Source organism: uncultured Aureimonas sp. (assembly GCF_913775355.1).
Taxonomy (GTDB): domain Bacteria; phylum Pseudomonadota; class Alphaproteobacteria; order Rhizobiales; family Rhizobiaceae; genus Aureimonas.
Genome location: NZ_CAJYIU010000171.1, coordinates 1 through 16614 on the forward strand (window position 1 = coordinate 1; position 16614 = coordinate 16614).

15 protein-coding genes and 1 pseudogene are annotated in these 16614 nt (G+C 69.0%); 3 read left to right on the forward strand and 13 right to left on the reverse strand.

The features are described 5' to 3' along the window. The 7 genes from dinB to QZ753_RS10980 form a co-directional block, all read right to left on the reverse strand. Nucleotides 1–577: DNA polymerase IV (gene dinB, locus QZ753_RS10950; protein ID WP_294643684.1), on the reverse strand; the 577-nt coding region annotated here is incomplete at its 3' end. A gap of 169 nt (nucleotides 578–746) precedes the next feature. Continuing rightward, nucleotides 747–1439, reverse strand: a complete 693-nt coding sequence (locus QZ753_RS10955) for an NnrU family protein (protein ID WP_294643661.1) — start codon at nucleotides 1437–1439, stop codon at nucleotides 747–749. 80 nt (nucleotides 1440–1519) lie between these two features. Continuing rightward, on the reverse strand, nucleotides 1520–1858 hold the full coding sequence (locus QZ753_RS10960; protein WP_294643686.1) for an acyl-CoA thioesterase: 339 nt from the start codon (nucleotides 1856–1858) through the stop codon (nucleotides 1520–1522). A gap of 191 nt (nucleotides 1859–2049) precedes the next feature. Next, entirely contained in the window at nucleotides 2050–4347 is a 2298-nt protein-coding gene (gene katG, locus QZ753_RS10965) for a catalase/peroxidase HPI (protein ID WP_294643663.1), read from the reverse strand. A gap of 196 nt (nucleotides 4348–4543) precedes the next feature. Further along, on the reverse strand, nucleotides 4544–5788 hold the full coding sequence (locus tag QZ753_RS10970) for a DUF2254 domain-containing protein (RefSeq protein ID WP_294643665.1): 1245 nt from the start codon (nucleotides 5786–5788) through the stop codon (nucleotides 4544–4546). Continuing rightward, nucleotides 5785–7155 (reverse strand): chloride channel protein, encoded by a 1371-nt coding sequence (locus QZ753_RS10975; RefSeq protein WP_294643666.1) that lies wholly within the window; start codon nucleotides 7153–7155, stop codon nucleotides 5785–5787. Before QZ753_RS10975 ends, QZ753_RS10970 begins: the two co-directional genes overlap by 4 nt. Nucleotides 7156–7259: 104 nt before the next feature. Beyond that, the gene (locus QZ753_RS10980) at nucleotides 7260–8507 is read right to left on the reverse strand and encodes an FAD-dependent oxidoreductase (protein ID WP_294643668.1); all 1248 of its coding nucleotides are present in this window, start codon (nucleotides 8505–8507) and stop codon (nucleotides 7260–7262) included. Nucleotides 8508–8711: 204 nt separating this feature from the next. On the opposite strand from QZ753_RS10980, the gene QZ753_RS10985 reads away from it, so the two are divergent. Further along, the gene (locus QZ753_RS10985) at nucleotides 8712–9542 is read left to right on the forward strand and encodes an aldo/keto reductase (protein WP_294643670.1); all 831 of its coding nucleotides are present in this window, start codon (nucleotides 8712–8714) and stop codon (nucleotides 9540–9542) included. A gap of 51 nt (nucleotides 9543–9593) precedes the next feature. On the opposite strand, the gene QZ753_RS10990 is transcribed toward QZ753_RS10985, so the two are convergent. After that, a complete protein-coding gene (locus tag QZ753_RS10990; RefSeq protein ID WP_294643672.1) occupies nucleotides 9594–10484 on the reverse strand; it encodes a LysR family transcriptional regulator ArgP in 891 nt (296 codons plus the stop codon). A gap of 74 nt (nucleotides 10485–10558) precedes the next feature. Between QZ753_RS10990 and QZ753_RS10995 the strand changes: the two genes are divergently transcribed. Next, a complete protein-coding gene (locus QZ753_RS10995) occupies nucleotides 10559–11245 on the forward strand; it encodes a LysE/ArgO family amino acid transporter (RefSeq protein ID WP_294643674.1) in 687 nt (228 codons plus the stop codon). Then, nucleotides 11242–11775 (forward strand): annotated as a pseudogene (locus QZ753_RS11000) (AAA family ATPase). Before QZ753_RS10995 ends, QZ753_RS11000 begins: the two are co-directional and overlap by 4 nt. Here the strand turns inward: QZ753_RS11000 and QZ753_RS11005 are convergent. The 5 genes from QZ753_RS11005 to QZ753_RS11025 all read right to left on the reverse strand — a co-directional run bounded on the left by QZ753_RS11005 (nucleotide 11755) and on the right by QZ753_RS11025 (nucleotide 16286). Beyond that, nucleotides 11755–12120 (reverse strand): lipid-A-disaccharide synthase N-terminal domain-containing protein, encoded by a 366-nt coding sequence (locus QZ753_RS11005; protein ID WP_294643675.1) that lies wholly within the window; start codon nucleotides 12118–12120, stop codon nucleotides 11755–11757. The pseudogene QZ753_RS11000 and the gene QZ753_RS11005 overlap by 21 nt on opposite strands. After that, nucleotides 12117–12953 (reverse strand): glycosyltransferase family 2 protein, encoded by an 837-nt coding sequence (locus QZ753_RS11010; protein ID WP_294643677.1) that lies wholly within the window; start codon nucleotides 12951–12953, stop codon nucleotides 12117–12119. The genes QZ753_RS11005 and QZ753_RS11010 overlap by 4 nt, the downstream gene beginning before the upstream one ends. 272 nt (nucleotides 12954–13225) lie before the next feature. Beyond that, complete coding sequence (locus QZ753_RS11015) at nucleotides 13226–13849, reverse strand: DedA family protein (RefSeq protein WP_294643679.1); 624 nt, start codon at nucleotides 13847–13849, stop codon at nucleotides 13226–13228. 102 nt (nucleotides 13850–13951) lie between these two features. Continuing rightward, on the reverse strand, nucleotides 13952–14629 hold the full coding sequence (locus QZ753_RS11020) for a response regulator transcription factor (protein ID WP_294643680.1): 678 nt from the start codon (nucleotides 14627–14629) through the stop codon (nucleotides 13952–13954). Nucleotides 14630–14888: 259 nt separating this feature from the next. Beyond that, on the reverse strand, nucleotides 14889–16286 hold the full coding sequence (locus tag QZ753_RS11025; RefSeq protein ID WP_294643682.1) for a glycosyltransferase family 39 protein: 1398 nt from the start codon (nucleotides 16284–16286) through the stop codon (nucleotides 14889–14891). Nucleotides 16287–16614: the final 328 nt, after the last annotated feature.

Consider the following 16614-nt stretch of genomic DNA (forward strand, 5'->3'; position numbering starts at 1 on the left):
CGACGGTGGCCGGGCCGACGCCATGAAACCGGCCGACCGGCAGCGCCTCGACGAAGGCCGCGCCCATGGCGGGCGTGACCACGAAAAGCCCATCCGGCTTGCGATGGTCGGAGGCGAGCTTGGCGAGAAACTTGTTGTAGGAGACGCCCGCCGAGGCGGTGAGGCCGGTGACCTCGCGGATGCGACGGCGGATCGCCTCCGCGATCGCGGTGGCGGACGCGATGCCCTGCTTGTTCTGCGTCACGTCGAGATAGGCCTCGTCCAGCGACAAGGGCTCGATGATGTCGGTGTGCTCCGCGAAGATCTCGCGGATCTGGAGCGACACGGCCTTGTAGACATCGAAGCGCGGCTTCACGAACAGGAGGTCGGGGCAGCGGCGCTTGGCGGTGACCGAGGGCATGGCAGACCGCACGCCGAAGGCGCGGGCTTCGTAGCTTGCCGCCGCCACCACGCCGCGCTGCGCCGAACCGCCGACGGCCAGCGGCTTGCCGCGCAGCGACGGATCGTCCCGCTGCTCGACCGAGGCGTAGAACGCATCCATGTCGACATGGATGATCTTGCGCTGACGGGTCGGCATTGGGGCGCCCGCGCGTTCATCCACGTCGTCGGCCTCTCCCTCCGTCTCGCGCGCCACCATCGCCTTTCTCTGCGCCCACATCCATCCGCCGACAGAACAGATCAGGAACGCGTTGGCAAGACGGTTCGCGGGGGGATCACTCGCGATTCACAGAGGCGAGCGGCTGCCGTCAGACGATCCAGCGCCAGATGCCGGCGGCCCAGCCGGCCAGGGGAATGTGCGCCCAGGTCGCGGCGAGCCAGACCACGGTGCCGCCCGCAAGGGCATGCATGCCGAAGCCGCCGAGACGCGCCCGACCTGCCGCGACGGCGGCGAGCGGCCAGAAGCTGGTCCGCGCGCTCCAGGATCGCCACCCCGCGGGGTCGAGCGCCGCGCGCTTGCGCTCCTGCAGTGCCGAGCCGACCAGCGCCAGAACGATGATCGCCGCGCAGAGGACGACGTTCTTCGGGATCGGGTAGACGAGAATGTGCGACAGGCCCCAGATCGCGAAGGACCACATCATCGGATGACGGGTCACGGCGAAGACGCCGCGCGCCTCGGCATGGGCAGGATCGGTCTTCGAGCCGGACAGCGTGGGGTTGCGGATCAGCGAGCCCATGAAGAGGAACGAGGCAACGAGCATCAGGACCGTGGCGAGAGCCCAGAGGCCATCGCCGACCTGCCAGATCGGTTCGGTGACGGACGCTGCGCGATAGGCCCAGACCGTGGCGCCGAGCGTCGCGAAGGCGACGAGCGTGTTGACGCCCTGGAAGCCTTTCTCACCGAGCCTAGCGACGAGAGGGGCCCGCAGCGGATGGGACAGGAGAAAGTGCGAGCCGACGAAGAGCGCCGACATCACTAGAACACCGAACGTGCCGCTCATTGGCCGTCTCCCGCGATTGATCGGTGAAAGACTAGCCGATTCCCGCGAACGGCGCGTGACCCGTTCTGTCGCGGCTCCGATCAGCTCTGGACCGGGATGGGCCGTGGCTTCCGGTTGGCGTCGATCGCGACGAATGTGAAGACGCCTTGCGTCACCTGCTCGACCTCTTCGCCCTCGCGGCTGCGGCGCCAGGCCTCGACGTTGATGCGCATCGAAGTGCGGCCGACATGCAGGATGTCCGCGTAGAGGCTCACCTCGTCGCCGACATAGACGGGCTTGAGAAAGCGCATGGCTTCGATCGCGATGGTGGCGCAGCGACCGCGGGCGAGCCGGGCGGCTGCGGTGCCGGCGGCAAAGTCCATCTGCGCGAGCAGCCAGCCGCCGAAGATGTCGCCGGCCGGGTTGGTGTCGGCCGGCATGGCGATTGTGCGGATCGTCGGGGCGCCTGACGGGGCGGTTGCGGGCTGCGGTTCGGGCGCGTCCAATGTTCAAGGCTCCGGTTTCGGCGACACGGACCACCATGTCGCCGAAACCCTCATCGATCGGCAAGGGCGCATTCTCCGGGGGGCCATCGGGCCGACCGCCCCGAAGGATGGTGCGCCGTGCCGGGTCAGCGCTGCGTCGGCTTCACCTCGTAGCGGTCGAGCATCATCACCTTGTGCCAGGCGTCGACGAACTCGCGCACGAAGCGCTCCTTGCCGTCGTCGGCCGCATAGACCTCGGCGATCTGGCGGAGCTGCGAGTTCGAGCCGAACACGAGGTCGCAACGCGTGGCGGTGAAACGACGCTCGCCACTGTCGCGGTCCTTGATGTCGAACGTCATCTCCGAGGCGTCCTGCGGCGACCAGACGTAGTCCATCGAGGTGAGGTGACGGAACATGTCGTTCGTCAGCGTGCCGACGCGATCGCTGAAGACGCCGTGCTGCAAGCCGCCGGCATTGACGCCGAGGACACGCAGGCCGCCGGTGAGGGCGGCCCATTCCGGCGCGGTCAGCGACAAAAGCATGGCGCGGTCGAGGAACAGCTCCTCGGGCGACACGGTGAAGTCGATCGACGTGTCATGGTAGTTGCGGAAGCCGTCCGACACCGGCTGAAGCCAGTCGAACTGCTCGACGTCGGTGAGGTCCTGCGTCGTGTCGCGGCGACCCGGCACGAACGGGACGTCGACGTCGGAGCCCGCGTCGCGCGCCGCCTTTTCGACGCCCGCGCAGCCGGCGAGCACCACCATGTCGGCGAAGGACACACGCTTGCCGCCGGCGGCCGAGCCGTTGAAGCGCTCGGCGATCTCCTCCAGCTTCGGGATGACGCGCTCCAGCCGGTCGGGCTCGTTGATCGCCCAGCCGCGCTGCGGCTGCAGGCGGATGCGCCCGCCGTTGGCGCCGCCGCGCTTGTCGGAGACGCGGTGCGTCGAGGCGGCGGCCCAGGCCGTCGCGACAAGGTCGGTCACCGACAGGCCGCTGGCGAGGATGTCCGACTTCAGGCGGGCGATGTCCGCCTCGTCGATCACGGCGTGGTCGAGCGGCGGAATCGGGTCCTGCCAGATCAGGTCCTCGGCGGGCACCTCGGGACCGAGGTAGCGCACCTTCGGGCCCATGTCGCGATGGGTGAGCTTGAACCAGGCGCGGGAGAAGGCGTCGGAGAAGTAGTCGAAGTCGGCGAGGAACTTCTCGCAGACGGCTCGATAGGCCGGGTCTTCCTTGAGGGCGATGTCCGAGGTCATCATCATCAGGGCGTGAGACTTGCCGGAGAGATGCGCGTCCGGGGTCTTCGGCGCGTCCGGATCGACCGGGGTCCACTGGATCGAGCCGGCCGGGCTCTTGGTCTTGCGCCACTCGAAGCGGAAGAGGTTCTCGAGGTAGTCGTTGTCCCACTGCGTCGGGTTCGGCGTCCACGAACCCTCGATGCCGTTGGTCATCGTGAACTCGGCGTTCCCCGAGCCTTCCGGGTTGTGCCAGCCGAGACCCATCTCGTGCATGCGCGCGACTTCCGGCGCGCCGCCGATGCGGTCGGCCTTCACCATACCGTGCGACTTGCCGAAGGCGTGGCCGCCGGCGATCAGCGCGACCGTCTCCTCGTCGTTCATCGCCATCCGGCCGAAGGTGAGGCGGATGTCGCGCGCCGAATCCAGCGGATCGCCGTTGCCGTTCGGGCCTTCCGGATCGACGTAGATCAGCGACTGGTGCGAGGCGGCGAGCGGGCTGTCGAGCTCGTAGGTCGCGTCCTTCGGGCCGTCCTGCCAGCGCAGGCCGCGATTGACCATTTCCTCCGGGTGCCCGGCCATGGGACCGCGCGGCGCGTCCTTCGCGGCCTTGCCGGTCCAGCCCTCGGGGCCCCAGTAGGTCGAGCGGTCGGGCTCCCAGGCGTCGACACGCCCGCCGGCGAAGCCGAAGGTCTTGAAGCCCATGATCTCCAGCGCGCAGTTGCCGGTGAGGACCATGAGGTCGGCCCAGGAGAGGGCCGCGCCGTACTTCTGTTTGATCGGCCAGAGAAGGCGGCGGGACTTGTCGGTGTTGCCGTTGTCCCACCAGGAGTTGACCGGCGCGAAGCGCTGCATGCCCTGGCCCGCGCCGCCGCGACCGTCCGCGATGCGGTAGGTGCCGGCCGAATGCCAGGCCATGCGGATCATCTGCGGACCGTAGTTGCCGTAGTCGGACGGCCACCAGGAGACCGACGTCGTCAGGAAGGCCTTGATGTCCGACTTCACGGCCTGCAGATCGAGCGCCTTGAAGGCTTCGGCGTAGTCGAAGTCAGGTCCCAGCGGGTTGGCCGCCGGCGGCTCCTGATGCAGAAGCTCGACCTTCAGCCGGTTCGGCCACCAATGATCGATCTGCGGCTCGCTGCCGGCCGCACCGCTGATCCGGGTCCCGCCAAAGGGGCAGGTGCCTGCGCCGGGCGTCATCGTGTCCATGTCGAGCTCCTTCAGACAATCGCGCGGCAGCATGCAGCCGTCGGATGATCGGGAAGGGGCACTTAGGCGGGAACGCTTCGCCGGCTAGGGACCCTCCCGCCGCTGCGTATAGCTTGCGACAACCTGCCCGCCCGACGCGCTGGGGCCACCGGTTCGACGTCGGCCTTTGTCACGCTCGAAGGGTACAACCGACAGGTCAAACCGTCGCCGCGATCTCGCGCAGCGCCTTCTTGTCCGCCTCCAGCGTCATGGCGACTTCGGCCCGTGCGAGCGCCTGCCTTGCATGGTGCCGGGCGGCCGGCGCGTAGTCGGGATGGTCGAGACGCGAGAGCGTGCGCAGCGCTTTCTGGAGACGCACTCCGACCTCGATGATGCCGGCCCCGTCACGGGCCACCGCGAGAAAGGCATCGTCGAAGAGGTCATCGACCCGAAGCGGCGGGACGAGGACCTCGGCGAACGCGGGCTCGTCGGCTTCGCCCGGCGCGGCCCATGCGGCCAGGACGCGCAGGAGCCGGCCGACGACGTCGACCGCCGTGCCGAGATCGTTGGTCGCCGGCGACAGGGCACGGCTGGCGACCTCCGTCAGCACGCAGACGCCGAAGCGCGGGTCCTGGTCGAAGGAGCGACGGTCACCGATCGTCACGCATCGGAGAAGCGCTGCTTCCTCGATCCGCGCGCCCTCGACGGCCAGGATCGCTTCGGTCGGGTCGGCCATCTCGCCGGGCAGACGCAAAACGAACACGCGTGCCTGAGCGCGGCGGGCCAGCGAAGCCAGCGCTTCGACGTCGATGTGCTGGATGTAGCCGATCTCACGCGCCGCCAGCCGCACGGCACCGGCCGGAACGCCGGACGTGCGGTCGTGCAGCGGTAGCCCGCCGAGATATGGCCGCCGCCGCCTCTCGCGGACCGCCGCGATGGCGGCTTCCTCGACGCGCTGCGTCGTCTCGGTGACCCGGCCGAGCCGCGAAAGATGATCGATCCAGCGAAGCAGCGTCACGATGATGAAGCCGATGACGAGGATCGTGACGCCGAACAGGACGACGCGCCCCTGCTCGCCATAGGTGCCGGTCGACAGGGCGATGATGCCGACGAGGCTGAACAGGAACGAGCCGATGAAGGTCGACAGGACGTTCTGGGTGGTCGAGTCCTCCATGATGAGGACGTTCGCGCGCGGCGTGACGTTGCTGGTCGCGGCGGAATAGGCCGAGACCATGGTCGACAGCGAGAAGGTCGTAACCGTCAGCATCGAGGAGGCGAGGATGCCGAGTATGTTGTCGACCGCATCCGCGCCGATCGAGGCCGACAGCCCGAACGAGATGAAGGGGCTGGCCCACGCCCCGACGAGCGCCGTCGCTACGGCCAGAAGCGAGAACAGTCCTGCCCGGAACCAGATGCGCCGCGTGACGCGGCGCAGGACCCACTGCCAGCGCGTCGCCGTCACGTCGCTGGGCCCTCGCGTTCGCTGCGTGTCTGCCGAAGCACCTCGGCTACGTAGTTGCGCGAGAGGCTGTGATAGAGAGGCGTGCCCGAGACGAGCCGCGCCGTGCCGAAGCCGATCAGCGACGCCAGCATGATCGGCACGACGTTCCCCTGGTTGCCGGTCATTTCGAGGATGATGACGAAGGCGGTCATCGGCGCCTGGACGACGCCCGCGAAATATCCGGCCATGCCGAGAGTTGCGGCAAGGCCCGTGCCGACGCCGAGCACGAGACCGATCGTCGAGCCGAGGCCGGCCCCGACCGAAAGCGACGGCGCGAAGATGCCGCCCGGAATGCCGGAGATCATCGAGACGAGACCGGCCGCGAACTTCGCCAGAAAGAAGAAGGCGGGAAGCGGCGCGCCCTCGACGGCGGAGCGGGCCTCCTCGTATCCCGTGCCGTAGGTCGTGCCGTTCGAGGCAAGGCCGATCAACGCGACGGCGAGGCCGCAAGCGGTGGCGACTCCGACGACCCGTCGGGCGCGCCCGCGGGTCCAGCCGCGGATGCGGCGCATGGCGCCCAGCGCTGCAGCGCTGAAGAGTGCGCCGAGCGCACCGCCGACGACGCCGCACGCAACGGTAAGGACCCAGCCGCTCGCCGATACGACCACGGCGTCGCTCCGCCCGAAATAGGTGTAGTTGCCGGTGAGCGCGAGCGAGGCGAGACCGGCGAGCACCACCGCGGACAGGACGAGGCCGTTGGTGCGCGCCTCGTAGGCCCGGCCCATCTCCTCGATCGCGAAGACGATGCCGGCGAGCGGCGTGTTGAAGGCCGCGGCGATGCCGGCGGCCGATCCGGCGAGGATCAGTCCGCGCGCATGGGCCATGCCGCCGACGCGGCCGGCGGCCAGCATGATGGCGGCGCCGACCTGCACCGTCGGGCCCTCGCGCCCGATCGAGGCGCCGGACAGGAGCCCGAGGAGGGTGAGGAGGATCTTTCCGGCGGCGACCCGCAGCGACAGGAGGATGCCGCGCTCCTCGTCACGCTCGAAATGCCGCGCGGCGATCGCCTGCGGGATGCCGCTGCCCTGCGAATTGGGAAAGTATCGAAGTGCGAGATAGCTCGACAGGGCAAAGCCGAGCGGGGGGACGAGGAGCGCCGCGAGAACGCCCGTTGTGCCTTCCGTTCTCATCGCCGCGAAGGCGCGCTGCGCCCAGTCGGCCATCTCGGCAAAGGCGACGCTGACGAGCCCGACAGCCAACGCGCCGAGCCAGAACACCAGCCGCGGCCGCCAAAGGCGCTTCGACATCCACATGGCGCGCGAACGCCGCACCATCGGGGCGCGCCCGATGCGGCGACGCCGCGAACCGGAACCTGTCGTCTTCACCATGAGAACCGTCGCTTGTGAGCCTGACCCGTGATGGGCAGATCGACTGGATATGTCGAGCCCCGTTCGCGCCGTCGATCGAGATACCCCACGGAGAGCGCCGCAGATCAGGCGTGTGCCCGAAGCGCCGCGACCGCGGCGAAGGCTTCGTCGGCGGCGCGCACGCCCGTGTCGTGCGCGCCGTGCGCGGTGGAGAAGTCCGCCCGGCTGGTCGCTTCGCCCGCGAAGAACACGCGGTCGTCGAAGGGGCGGGCGAGCCGTTCGCGCGCGCCGGCCTCGCCGGGCAGGGCGCAGCTGTATCCGCCGCCGATCAGCGGGAGACCGCTCCAGTGGGTCGCCTTCAGCGGGCGCAGGAAGCGCCGGATGTCGGCGCCGAAGAGGCCGCCGAGTTCGGCAAGCGCGAAGGCGAACCCAGCCTCCGGCCCATCGTCGAGGACCGCCGCCCCGTCGCCGCCGAGGAAGCATTCGACGACCGGTGCCCCGAGCGGGCGGATGTAGTAGCTGCCGGTGGCGCGGCTGCGAGGCGAGCCGACCACATGCGTCTCGTCCTCGAACGGCGCGTCGCCGACGATCTCGAGGAAGACCTTCTCGTTGCGACCGAGCGGCAGACGGGCCGCCGCATCCCGCCACGGGTCGAGCGCGGCCGGCATCGCGATCGCGCCGCCGGCGAGGACAGCGGTCGAAACGGTGAGGATGACCGCGCGTGCCCGAACCGTGCCGTCGCCGGTCGCGACCGCGACCCGATCGCCGTCGATGTCGATCCGCCGGACCGCGACGCCCGTGCACAGATCGGCGGACGGCGGCAGGCTGACGGCGACGAGTGTCCCGTATCCGGCGGGAAGGCGCCAATTCTCGTCCGAGGAGGCCTCGTCGTAGGCGAGATAATCGGCGACCGAAATCCGTTCGGGGCCGACCCCGCTGATGTACCCGGTCCGCGCCGCGATGAAGTCGTTCCACGGATCGCCCGGCCGCAGCGCATCGCTCGCGCGGTCGCTCGCGGGCGACACGTCGTCGAGCCGTTCCGCCCAACGAGCCATCGCCTCGGATGCCGCGGCGTGGTCGGCGGGCGGAAAGCCGAGGTCGCGGTACTGCCGTCCCCAGGCCGGGGTGCGACGGTCGACCGCAAAGCCCGCATCCTCGGCGATCCGGGTCCAGGCGTTGCGCTCGGCCGAATGGAGCCAGCCGCAGCCGAGGTCGAGCGCAAGGCCGCCGGCGTGGTACGTTTCGGCCCGCCCTCCGACTTGGTCCGCCGCCTCCAGAACGAGAGGCGAGGCGCCGAGGCTGCACAACCGGCGCGCGGCGCCGATGCCGGCGGCACCCGCTCCGATGATGAGGAAGTCGACGTCCTGGGTCATGCGGTTCCGATGGGCTGGGGAGGAGGCAGGGCAGGGCTTTCGGATCGCCTCGCCCACCACCGCAAACGGCGGGCCCATGGCGGCGTTCCGCAACCGTGAGGCTCTCGTGAGGATGCCGCACCGGTTTTCCTTCGATCAGGCAGGCTTATGTACCGCCGCGACCGAGGCGCGGCTGCGCCTCAAGACTATGGGAACGAAGACATCATGAACCAGCATCCGACCGTCTCCTTCAACGACGGGAAAGGCATTCCCCAGATCGGTCTCGGCGTCTGGCGCACGCCCAACGACGGCGCCGCGGGCGCGGTTTCGACGGCCATCGAGGCCAGCTACCGCCATATCGACACGGCTGCCGTCTACGAGAACGAGGCGGGCGTCGGCGAGGGGCTGCGCCAGTCCGGCATCGCGCGCGGCGACATCTTCCTGACCACCAAGGTCTGGAACGCCGATCAGGGCTACGACGCGACGCTGAAGGCCTTCGACGCCAGCCTGCAGCGGCTCGGCCTCGATCATGTCGACCTCTACCTCATCCACTGGCCCGCCCCGAACCGCGACCTCTATGTCGACACGTGGCGGGCGCTGATCCGCCTGCGCGAGGAGGGCCGCGCGCGGTCGATCGGCGTCTCCAACTTCACGGTCGAGCATCTCGACCGGTTGATCGCGGAAACCGGTGTGACGCCGGTCCTCAACCAGATCGAACTGCATCCGCGGTTCCAGCAGCGGGAGATGCGGGCCGCTCACGCGCAGCGCGGGATCGCCACGGAGTCCTGGAGCCCGCTCGGCCAGGGCCAGCAGCTGGAAGACCCGACGATCGGCGAGGTCGCGCGCAAGCACGGCAAGACCCCGGCGCAGATCATCATCCGCTGGCACATCGACAACGGTCTCGTGGTCATCCCGAAGTCCGTGACGCCGAGCCGCATCAAAGCGAATGTCGACGTGTTCGACTTCCGGCTCGACGAGGACGACATGGCGAAGATCGCCGCGCTCGACGCGGCGGACGGCCGCATGGGCCCCGACCCGATGACGGCGAACTTCTGACGCAGGGAGCGGGGCGGGTGTCGCCAACGCTGGTCCCGTTCGCAGCCGGACTTACACCAGCCCTTCGGCGGCCGCCTGCCGCACGGCATCGGTCAGGCGCGGCAGTGCGGAAACCGGCAGGCGGGCGACGGTCCAGTACAGGGTGGTGTCGAGCGGCTTGCCCGGCACGAGTTCGACAAGGTGGCCATCGGCGAGGTGCGGCTCGGCCAGCGCCGCCGGCTGCATTCCCCAGGCCAGCCCGGCGCGCGCGAAATCGAGAAAGGCGTGGGTCGAGGCCACTGTGAATGTCGGCGCGTCGAACTCGAAGCCGAGAACGTCCTCGGCCCAGCGCGCCTGAAGCCGGTCGCGGCGGTCGAAGCGAAGGCAGGGGGCCGAAGAGAGCGCCTCGCGCGTTACGCCGCCCCGGAAGTAACGCCTCGCAAATTCCGGGCTTGCGCAGGCACGATAGCGCAGAGCCCCGAGGCGAAGCGTCCGGCAGCCCTGAACGGGGCGCGGATCGGCCGTGACAGCCGCCAGCACCTCACCGGAGCGAAGGCGGTCGGCCGTGTGCGCCTCGTCGTCCAGCGTCAGGTCGAGCGGCGTGTCCACCGTCTGTCCGAAGGTGGCCACGGCGCGCGGAAACCACGTCGCGAGGCTGTCGGAATTGACCGCGACCTTCAGCGGAAGACGACGCTGTCCGTCCTGAGCCGGTTGAGGGAGGAGAGGCGCAACTTCTCCCTCCAGCAGACGGACGCGATCGAGGTGGGCGCAGAGCGATCGGCCGAGGTCGCTCGCCCCGCATGGCTGGCCCCGCACCACGAGCACGGCGCCGAGGCGCTCCTCCAGACCCCGCACGCGCTGCGAGACGGCGGACGGCGTGATGCCGAGCGCCAGCGCGGCGCGTTCGAACGAACCCTCGCGGATGACGGCGGCGACGGCGGACAGGGCGGGATAATCGAGCACGGATGAAGCTATGCTTCACGTGCGTAAGAAGAACAAGTTTTACTTCAGTCGACGGCCGAGGCATTCGGATACGCATGACCCCCGTCCTCTCCGCCTTTCTCTCCGGCTTCGCCCTGTCCGCCGCGCTGATCGTCGCGATCGGCGCGCAGAACCTCTTCGTGCTGCGGCAGGGGCTGCGCGGCGAGCATGTCGGCCCGCTCGTCATCTTCTTCGGAGCATCGGACGCGATGCTGATCGCGGCCGGTGTCGGCGGGATGGGGGCCTTCCTCGCGGCGGCGCCGCAACTGACACTGGTGCTGGCCCTCGGTGGAGCGGCGTTTCTCGCCTGGTACGGCATCGCGGCGTTCCGGCGGATGGCCTCGCCCGGCGCGCTAACGGCGGGCGTCTCCGAAGGCCTCTCGCTCGGGCAGGCTCTGGCGACCGGCGCCGCCTTCACCTTTCTCAATCCGCACGTCTATCTCGACACCGTCCTCCTCATGGGAACGGCCGGATCGGCGCAGCCCGAAGCCGTGCGTCCCGTGTTCGTCATCGGCGCGGCGGCCGCGAGCTTCTTGTGGTTCGCGGGTCTCGGCTACGGCGCCCGGCTGCTCCAGCCCGTCTTCAGGCGCCCGTCGGCCTGGCGTGTCCTCGATGGCGTCGTCGGCGTGGTGATGCTGGCGCTGGCGGCCTCGCTCGTCGTTGGCGCGTTCGCAGAGGGCACGCCAGACCGTAGCGATCCGACGGCCTCAACCTCTACGTCGTTTGAAGCGAGCCGTCCGTGACCTCGCGGCACGTCGTCCTGTCCGGGTGCTCGGGTGGCGGCAAGTCGACGCTTCTGCGGGCGCTGGGGCAGCGAGGGTGCGACGTCGTGCCGGAACCCGGCCGCCGGATCGTCGAGGAGGAGCAACGCGGCGACGGCGGGGCTCTTCCATGGGTCGATCTCGCAGCCTTCGCGTTGCGTGCGATCGAGATCGCCGCCGAGGATCGTCGCCGCATGAGCGGCGCGGACGGCTGGGTGTTCTTCGACCGCGGGTAGGTCGATGCGGCGGTGGCGCTAGGGCACGCGACGGGACGCGCGGCGCGCGACCTCCTCTCTGGCTTCGACCGCTACCACGACGTGGTGTTCCTCGTGCCGCCGTGGCTGGAGATCTACCGGACGGACGCCGAGCGGCGACACGACCTCGCCGCCTCGGTCGCCGAATACGATCGGCTTCTGAAAGCCTATCGCGAACTCGGCTACGAGACCGTGGTTCTGCCGAAGGTCACAGTCGAGGAGCGAGTCGATCTCGTCCTAGACCGCCTCGGCCGGTGAGGCCATGGTGGCGCCGTTCGCGGGTGCGGCCGCCGCCGCGCCGGACCGCTTCCGTTCGCTCCCGATCAGCATCAGGTTCCGGACATAGACGATCAGCCCGGCCGCCTGCCCGATGATGAAGACCGGGTCCTCGCGATGGATCGCGTAGACGAGCAGGAGGAAGCCGCCGCCGAGCGAGAAGGTCCAGAACGCCGCCGGTACGATCGACTTGCGGGCCCGCTCGGACGCGATCCACTGGATGATGAAGCGACCGGTGAAGAAGGCCTGCGCGATGAGGCCCACCATCAGCCAGACGTCGAAACGCTCGACGAAGACGTCGTGCAGCCAGCTCCAGGCCATGGTCATCGTGCTGCCTCCGTGGTCAGTTCGGAGACGGCCGGCCGAACCCGCCGTCTCCGGCGCAGCCACCAGACGCCGACGAGATCGAGCGCGCCGCGCCGCGCCCGGTCGAACACACCGTAGTTCGAGGTTCCGAAGCGCCGCGGGCGGTCGACGACGTCGATGTGGAGGACGCCGTATCCTTCCATCAGCGCGAGCGCCGGGAGGTAGCGGTGCCAGCCGTCGAAGAAAGGAAGCGTCCGGAAGAGATCGGTGCGGATCGCCTTCAGCCCGCAGCCGGTGTCGCGCGTTCCGTCCTTCAGGATGGCGCTGCGCAGGCCGTTGGCAAAACGCGACGACAGTCGCTTGACCAGCGTGTCGGTCCGGGCGCGCCGCTGGCCGGCGACGATGCCGACGCGGGGCCCGGCGGCTGCGAGCGCGTCGATCATGGCGGGAATGAAGGCCGGATCGTTCTGGCCGTCGCCGTCGATCGTGACGACGAACTGGCCGAGCGCGGCGAACACACCGGTCCGCACCGCCGCGCTCTGGCCGGCCGAGCGATCATGGCGCATGTGCCGCACCGGAATGCCGTCCCGGAGGAGCGCGGCCAGCGTGTCGCCGGTCTCGTCGGTCGAGCCGTCGTCCACCACGACCACCTCGAAGACCCGGCCCGTCATCGCATCGGCGATCTCGCGCACGAGAACGGCGAGGTTCGGAGCCTCGTTGCGGGCGGGGACGACGATGCTGGTCGTGATGCCCACCGGCACCTCCACGGCAGGAAGAACGGGGGCGTCGACCGCGTCCCGCGGCGAGGCCACCGGCGCCTGAAGCGTGGGTCGGATATCCAGATCAATCGTCATCGTCGGTCGCTGCAAAGAAGAGAAGGCCGAAGGCACGGCACGCGGAATAGGTTCGTCGGGGCGAGCGGGAAGGGGCACGCCGCGCTCGAAGTCGCCGTCCGCTCGGTGGACCGGAGGCGCCGAACGCTGTCACCAAGTTTTCGATAAATCCAGAAGCGCCGAGGACGCACCCGAGAAGTTTTCGTCGCCCTGTTGCATCCGGCAGACAGCCCGAGCGGGGGGCCGAGTGCGGGATTGCCGCGCCAGGGCTCCGGTCGCGCGTGGATAGCGGCTCACGTGCGCTCGGCCCGCCGGCGACGGACGACATACCAGACGACCAGGGCGCCAAGGGCGAGAAGCACCACGACGTCCGCGACATGAAATGCCGTCTTGAGGCGCGGATCGTCCTGCCAGCGGTCGCCGAGGGTCATGCCGAGATAGGCGAGCGCCCAGCACCAGATCCACGATCCGACGAAGGTGAAGGCGTGGAAGCTCCAGACGTTCATGCGGGCGAGGCCGGCCGGCAGGGCGATGAAGGTGCGGACGACCGGCAGGAGACGGCCAACGAGCGTCGCGGCCGGACCGAAGCGCTGGAAGAACCGCTCGGCGAGCCGCAGTTCGGCAACCCCGAACATCGAATGCCGGCTCCAGCGCTCGACCAGAGTCCGGCCGCCGCGAGACCCGACGAGATAGGCTGCCGCGGAACCGAGGTTGCAGCCGATGGCGCCGAACGTTGCGACCGCGACGAGGCTGAACTGCCCCTGCGAGACGAGATATCCGGCGAACGGCATGATGATCTCGGACGGGATCGGGATGCAGGCCGATTCCAGCGCCATCAGAAGCATGATGCCGGGCAGACCGCCGGCGGAGATGATGGCGATCACGGCGCTGGAGATCGCGGCGACGATGCTGGTCATGACGGGTCACTCACGATGGGACGGCGGCGGGACGGGACGATGCGCCCGACAGCGGTCGGACGGGCGGGGTCGGCGACGGCGACCCGGCATCGTGGAGTGGCATCAGGTCGATGCATTGAGGACATAGCCGGATCTGCGCACCGTGCGGATCATCTCGCCATCGAAGGGGCGATCGATCTTCGAGCGCAGGCGGCTGACATGCGTCTCGACGACATTGGTCTTCGGGTCGAAGTGGAATTCCCAGACCCGTTCGAGGAGCATGGTCCGCGTAAGGACGCGGCCCCGGTTGCGCATCAGGTACTCCAGAAGCCGGAACTCGCGCGGCTGCAGTTCAATGTCGCAGCCGCCGCGCGTCACCCGGCGGCCGATCAGGTCCATCTCGAGATCGCCGACCTTGAGGACGACCTCCTCGCGGTGAACGGCGGTGCGACGGTTGAGGGCGTTGAGCCGGGCCAGAAGCTCGGAAAAGGCGAAGGGCTTCAGGAGATAGTCGTCGGCGCCCGCTTCCAGCCCCTCGACCCGGTCGTCGACACCGCCGACGGCGGTCAGGAAGATCGCGGGCGTCGACTTGCCCGCCGACCGCAGGGTACGCACGAGCGACAGCCCGTCGAGGCCCGGCAACATCCGGTCGATGACGAGGACATCGTAGTCCCGCGTGCAGGCCAGTTCCAGGCCGCCGATGCCCGAAGGCGTGTGATCCGCCTCGTGCCCTTCCTCGGACAGGCCCGACCGGATGTAGGCGGCGGTGGTAGCGTCGTCCTCGACGATAAGGATTTTCATGCCGGCCTCCCTCGCGACACGGATGCGAACACGGGCGGGCGGCCCGCGGCATGGCTGCGGCGACGGGGCGGGGGTGCGGGAAAAGCGCTAGGGGCAGGGGTTCGGGGCATGACGCGGCGAATCCGGGGCGAACGAGGTGATCCCTTCGTATCGCCTGAGGCTCTCGGTGCCATGTCGGGGCCTATACGGTTTCGTATAGGTCGGACGGCCGTGCCCAGCGCTCGGCGAGCACGGCCGGTTCGTGCAGAGATGCCCGCGCTTAAGGCTTCGCGGATTGCTGGAAGATGCCGGCGAGCCCGCCTCGATAGTTCATCGTGACCACCGGCTGGCCCGGCGTCAGGTCGGACGCCTTGTAGAAGTCGATGAGATACCCGCCGGGATAGGCGCCGAACCAGGCATCGGCGTGTTCGAGGGCGACGAGTTCGATCGGCTGCGTGCGGCGCGCGAGGAAATTGATCTCGCCCTGGTAGCCGCCGACGAAGCCGAACCGCGCATCCGGGTGGTCCCGGACGAACGCGGCGATCGGTTTCAGATCGTATCGCGGGAACAGGGTGAACGAGGCGACGGCCTGGAACAGGACGAGCCCGGCGGCGAGCGCCAGCGCGGTGCGGCGGATCGTGCGTAGTGTCGCGTCCGCCAGAAGAACGGTGATCACGATGGTGACCAGCGGCAGGATCGGGACGAGGTAATGTGGCTGCTTGCCGGAGATCAGGCTGAAGGTCGCAAGCACCGCGCCGGCCCAGACGAGAAGGAAGCGGAGCGCGCGGCCCTCGCTCGTCTCGAAGCGGATCGCGCGAGCCCGGACCGCCCGCCAGATCGTCGGCGAGGCGATCCAGGGCAAGAGCATCACCGGCAGGAGGGCCAGATAGAAGTAGAAGGGTCGGGGATGGGAGGCCTCCATCTGCCCCGAGATGCGCCCCGCCGACTGGTCCCAGAGAAGGGCGCGGGCGAACTCGCCGTCGGTCTGCAGAAGCGCCGGCCCGAGCCAGACCGCGACTGGAATGAAGGCGGCCAGAAGCCCGAGCCCGACGCCGCGATAGAAGGCGCCGTTCGTCAGGTTCTGCGGGGCGGGCTTCCAGAAGGGGTAGAGCAGCACGGGCCAGACGAGATGGACCAGCACGACCGGTCCCTTAGCGAGGATGCCGAGACCCACCAGCAGCCCGAACACCACGGCATCGCGCCGCCGCCCGGTTCGGGCGTAGGCGTGGAGGGACAGGAAGGCTGCCAGCACGCAGCAGGTCAGGAGGAGATCGAAGAGGACGAGGCTCGAATAGAGTAAGAAGACGGCGTTGCCGAGCATCACCCATTCGACCCTCGCCGCCACGTCGGGTCGCGTCGGCAGAAGCGTCTCGGCTACCCGCCGGGTCAGGTGCAGCGACAGCGACGCGATCGCGAAGATCACGAGGAGCGCCGCCGCACGCGACGCGCCGAACAGAGTCCAGCTGGCGTCGATCAGCCAGAACAGGAGCGGCGGCTTGTGGTGGTAGGGCAGGAAGTTCAACGTCGGAACGAAGAACGTGTCGCGATGGAACATCTCCCACGCGACGGTGAGATAACGCGTTTCGTCGACCGGCAGGAGCGGCCGGAAGGCGAGGGCCGCCAGAAAGAAGATCGCGAGGACGGCGTAGGGCTGCAGCCGGTTGGCGCGTTCGTTCATGGTCCGCAGCTTTCCTTCCCGTTCCCGACAGGACCTGTCGGCGTGGTTTGTCGTTCACGACCTCAGGCCATCCGTCATGGGCCTTCGTCGGGGCGGGCGCGCTTCTCGATGCGGCATGCCGGCCGAAGCACCCGGACCATGCTCTCACGTGAAGCGCGAACGCACCGCGCGTGTGAATACCCTGTCTTCCGCGTCGCGGACATGACAGGTTCGTGCGCGCTTTCCTCGCATGACTACCCGTGAGATGACCTGACGGAAACTATACGGTTCGGACAGGTTCGACCGCCCCACTTGACTCCCGCCGATCCGAACAGGCCTTGCTGCGTCG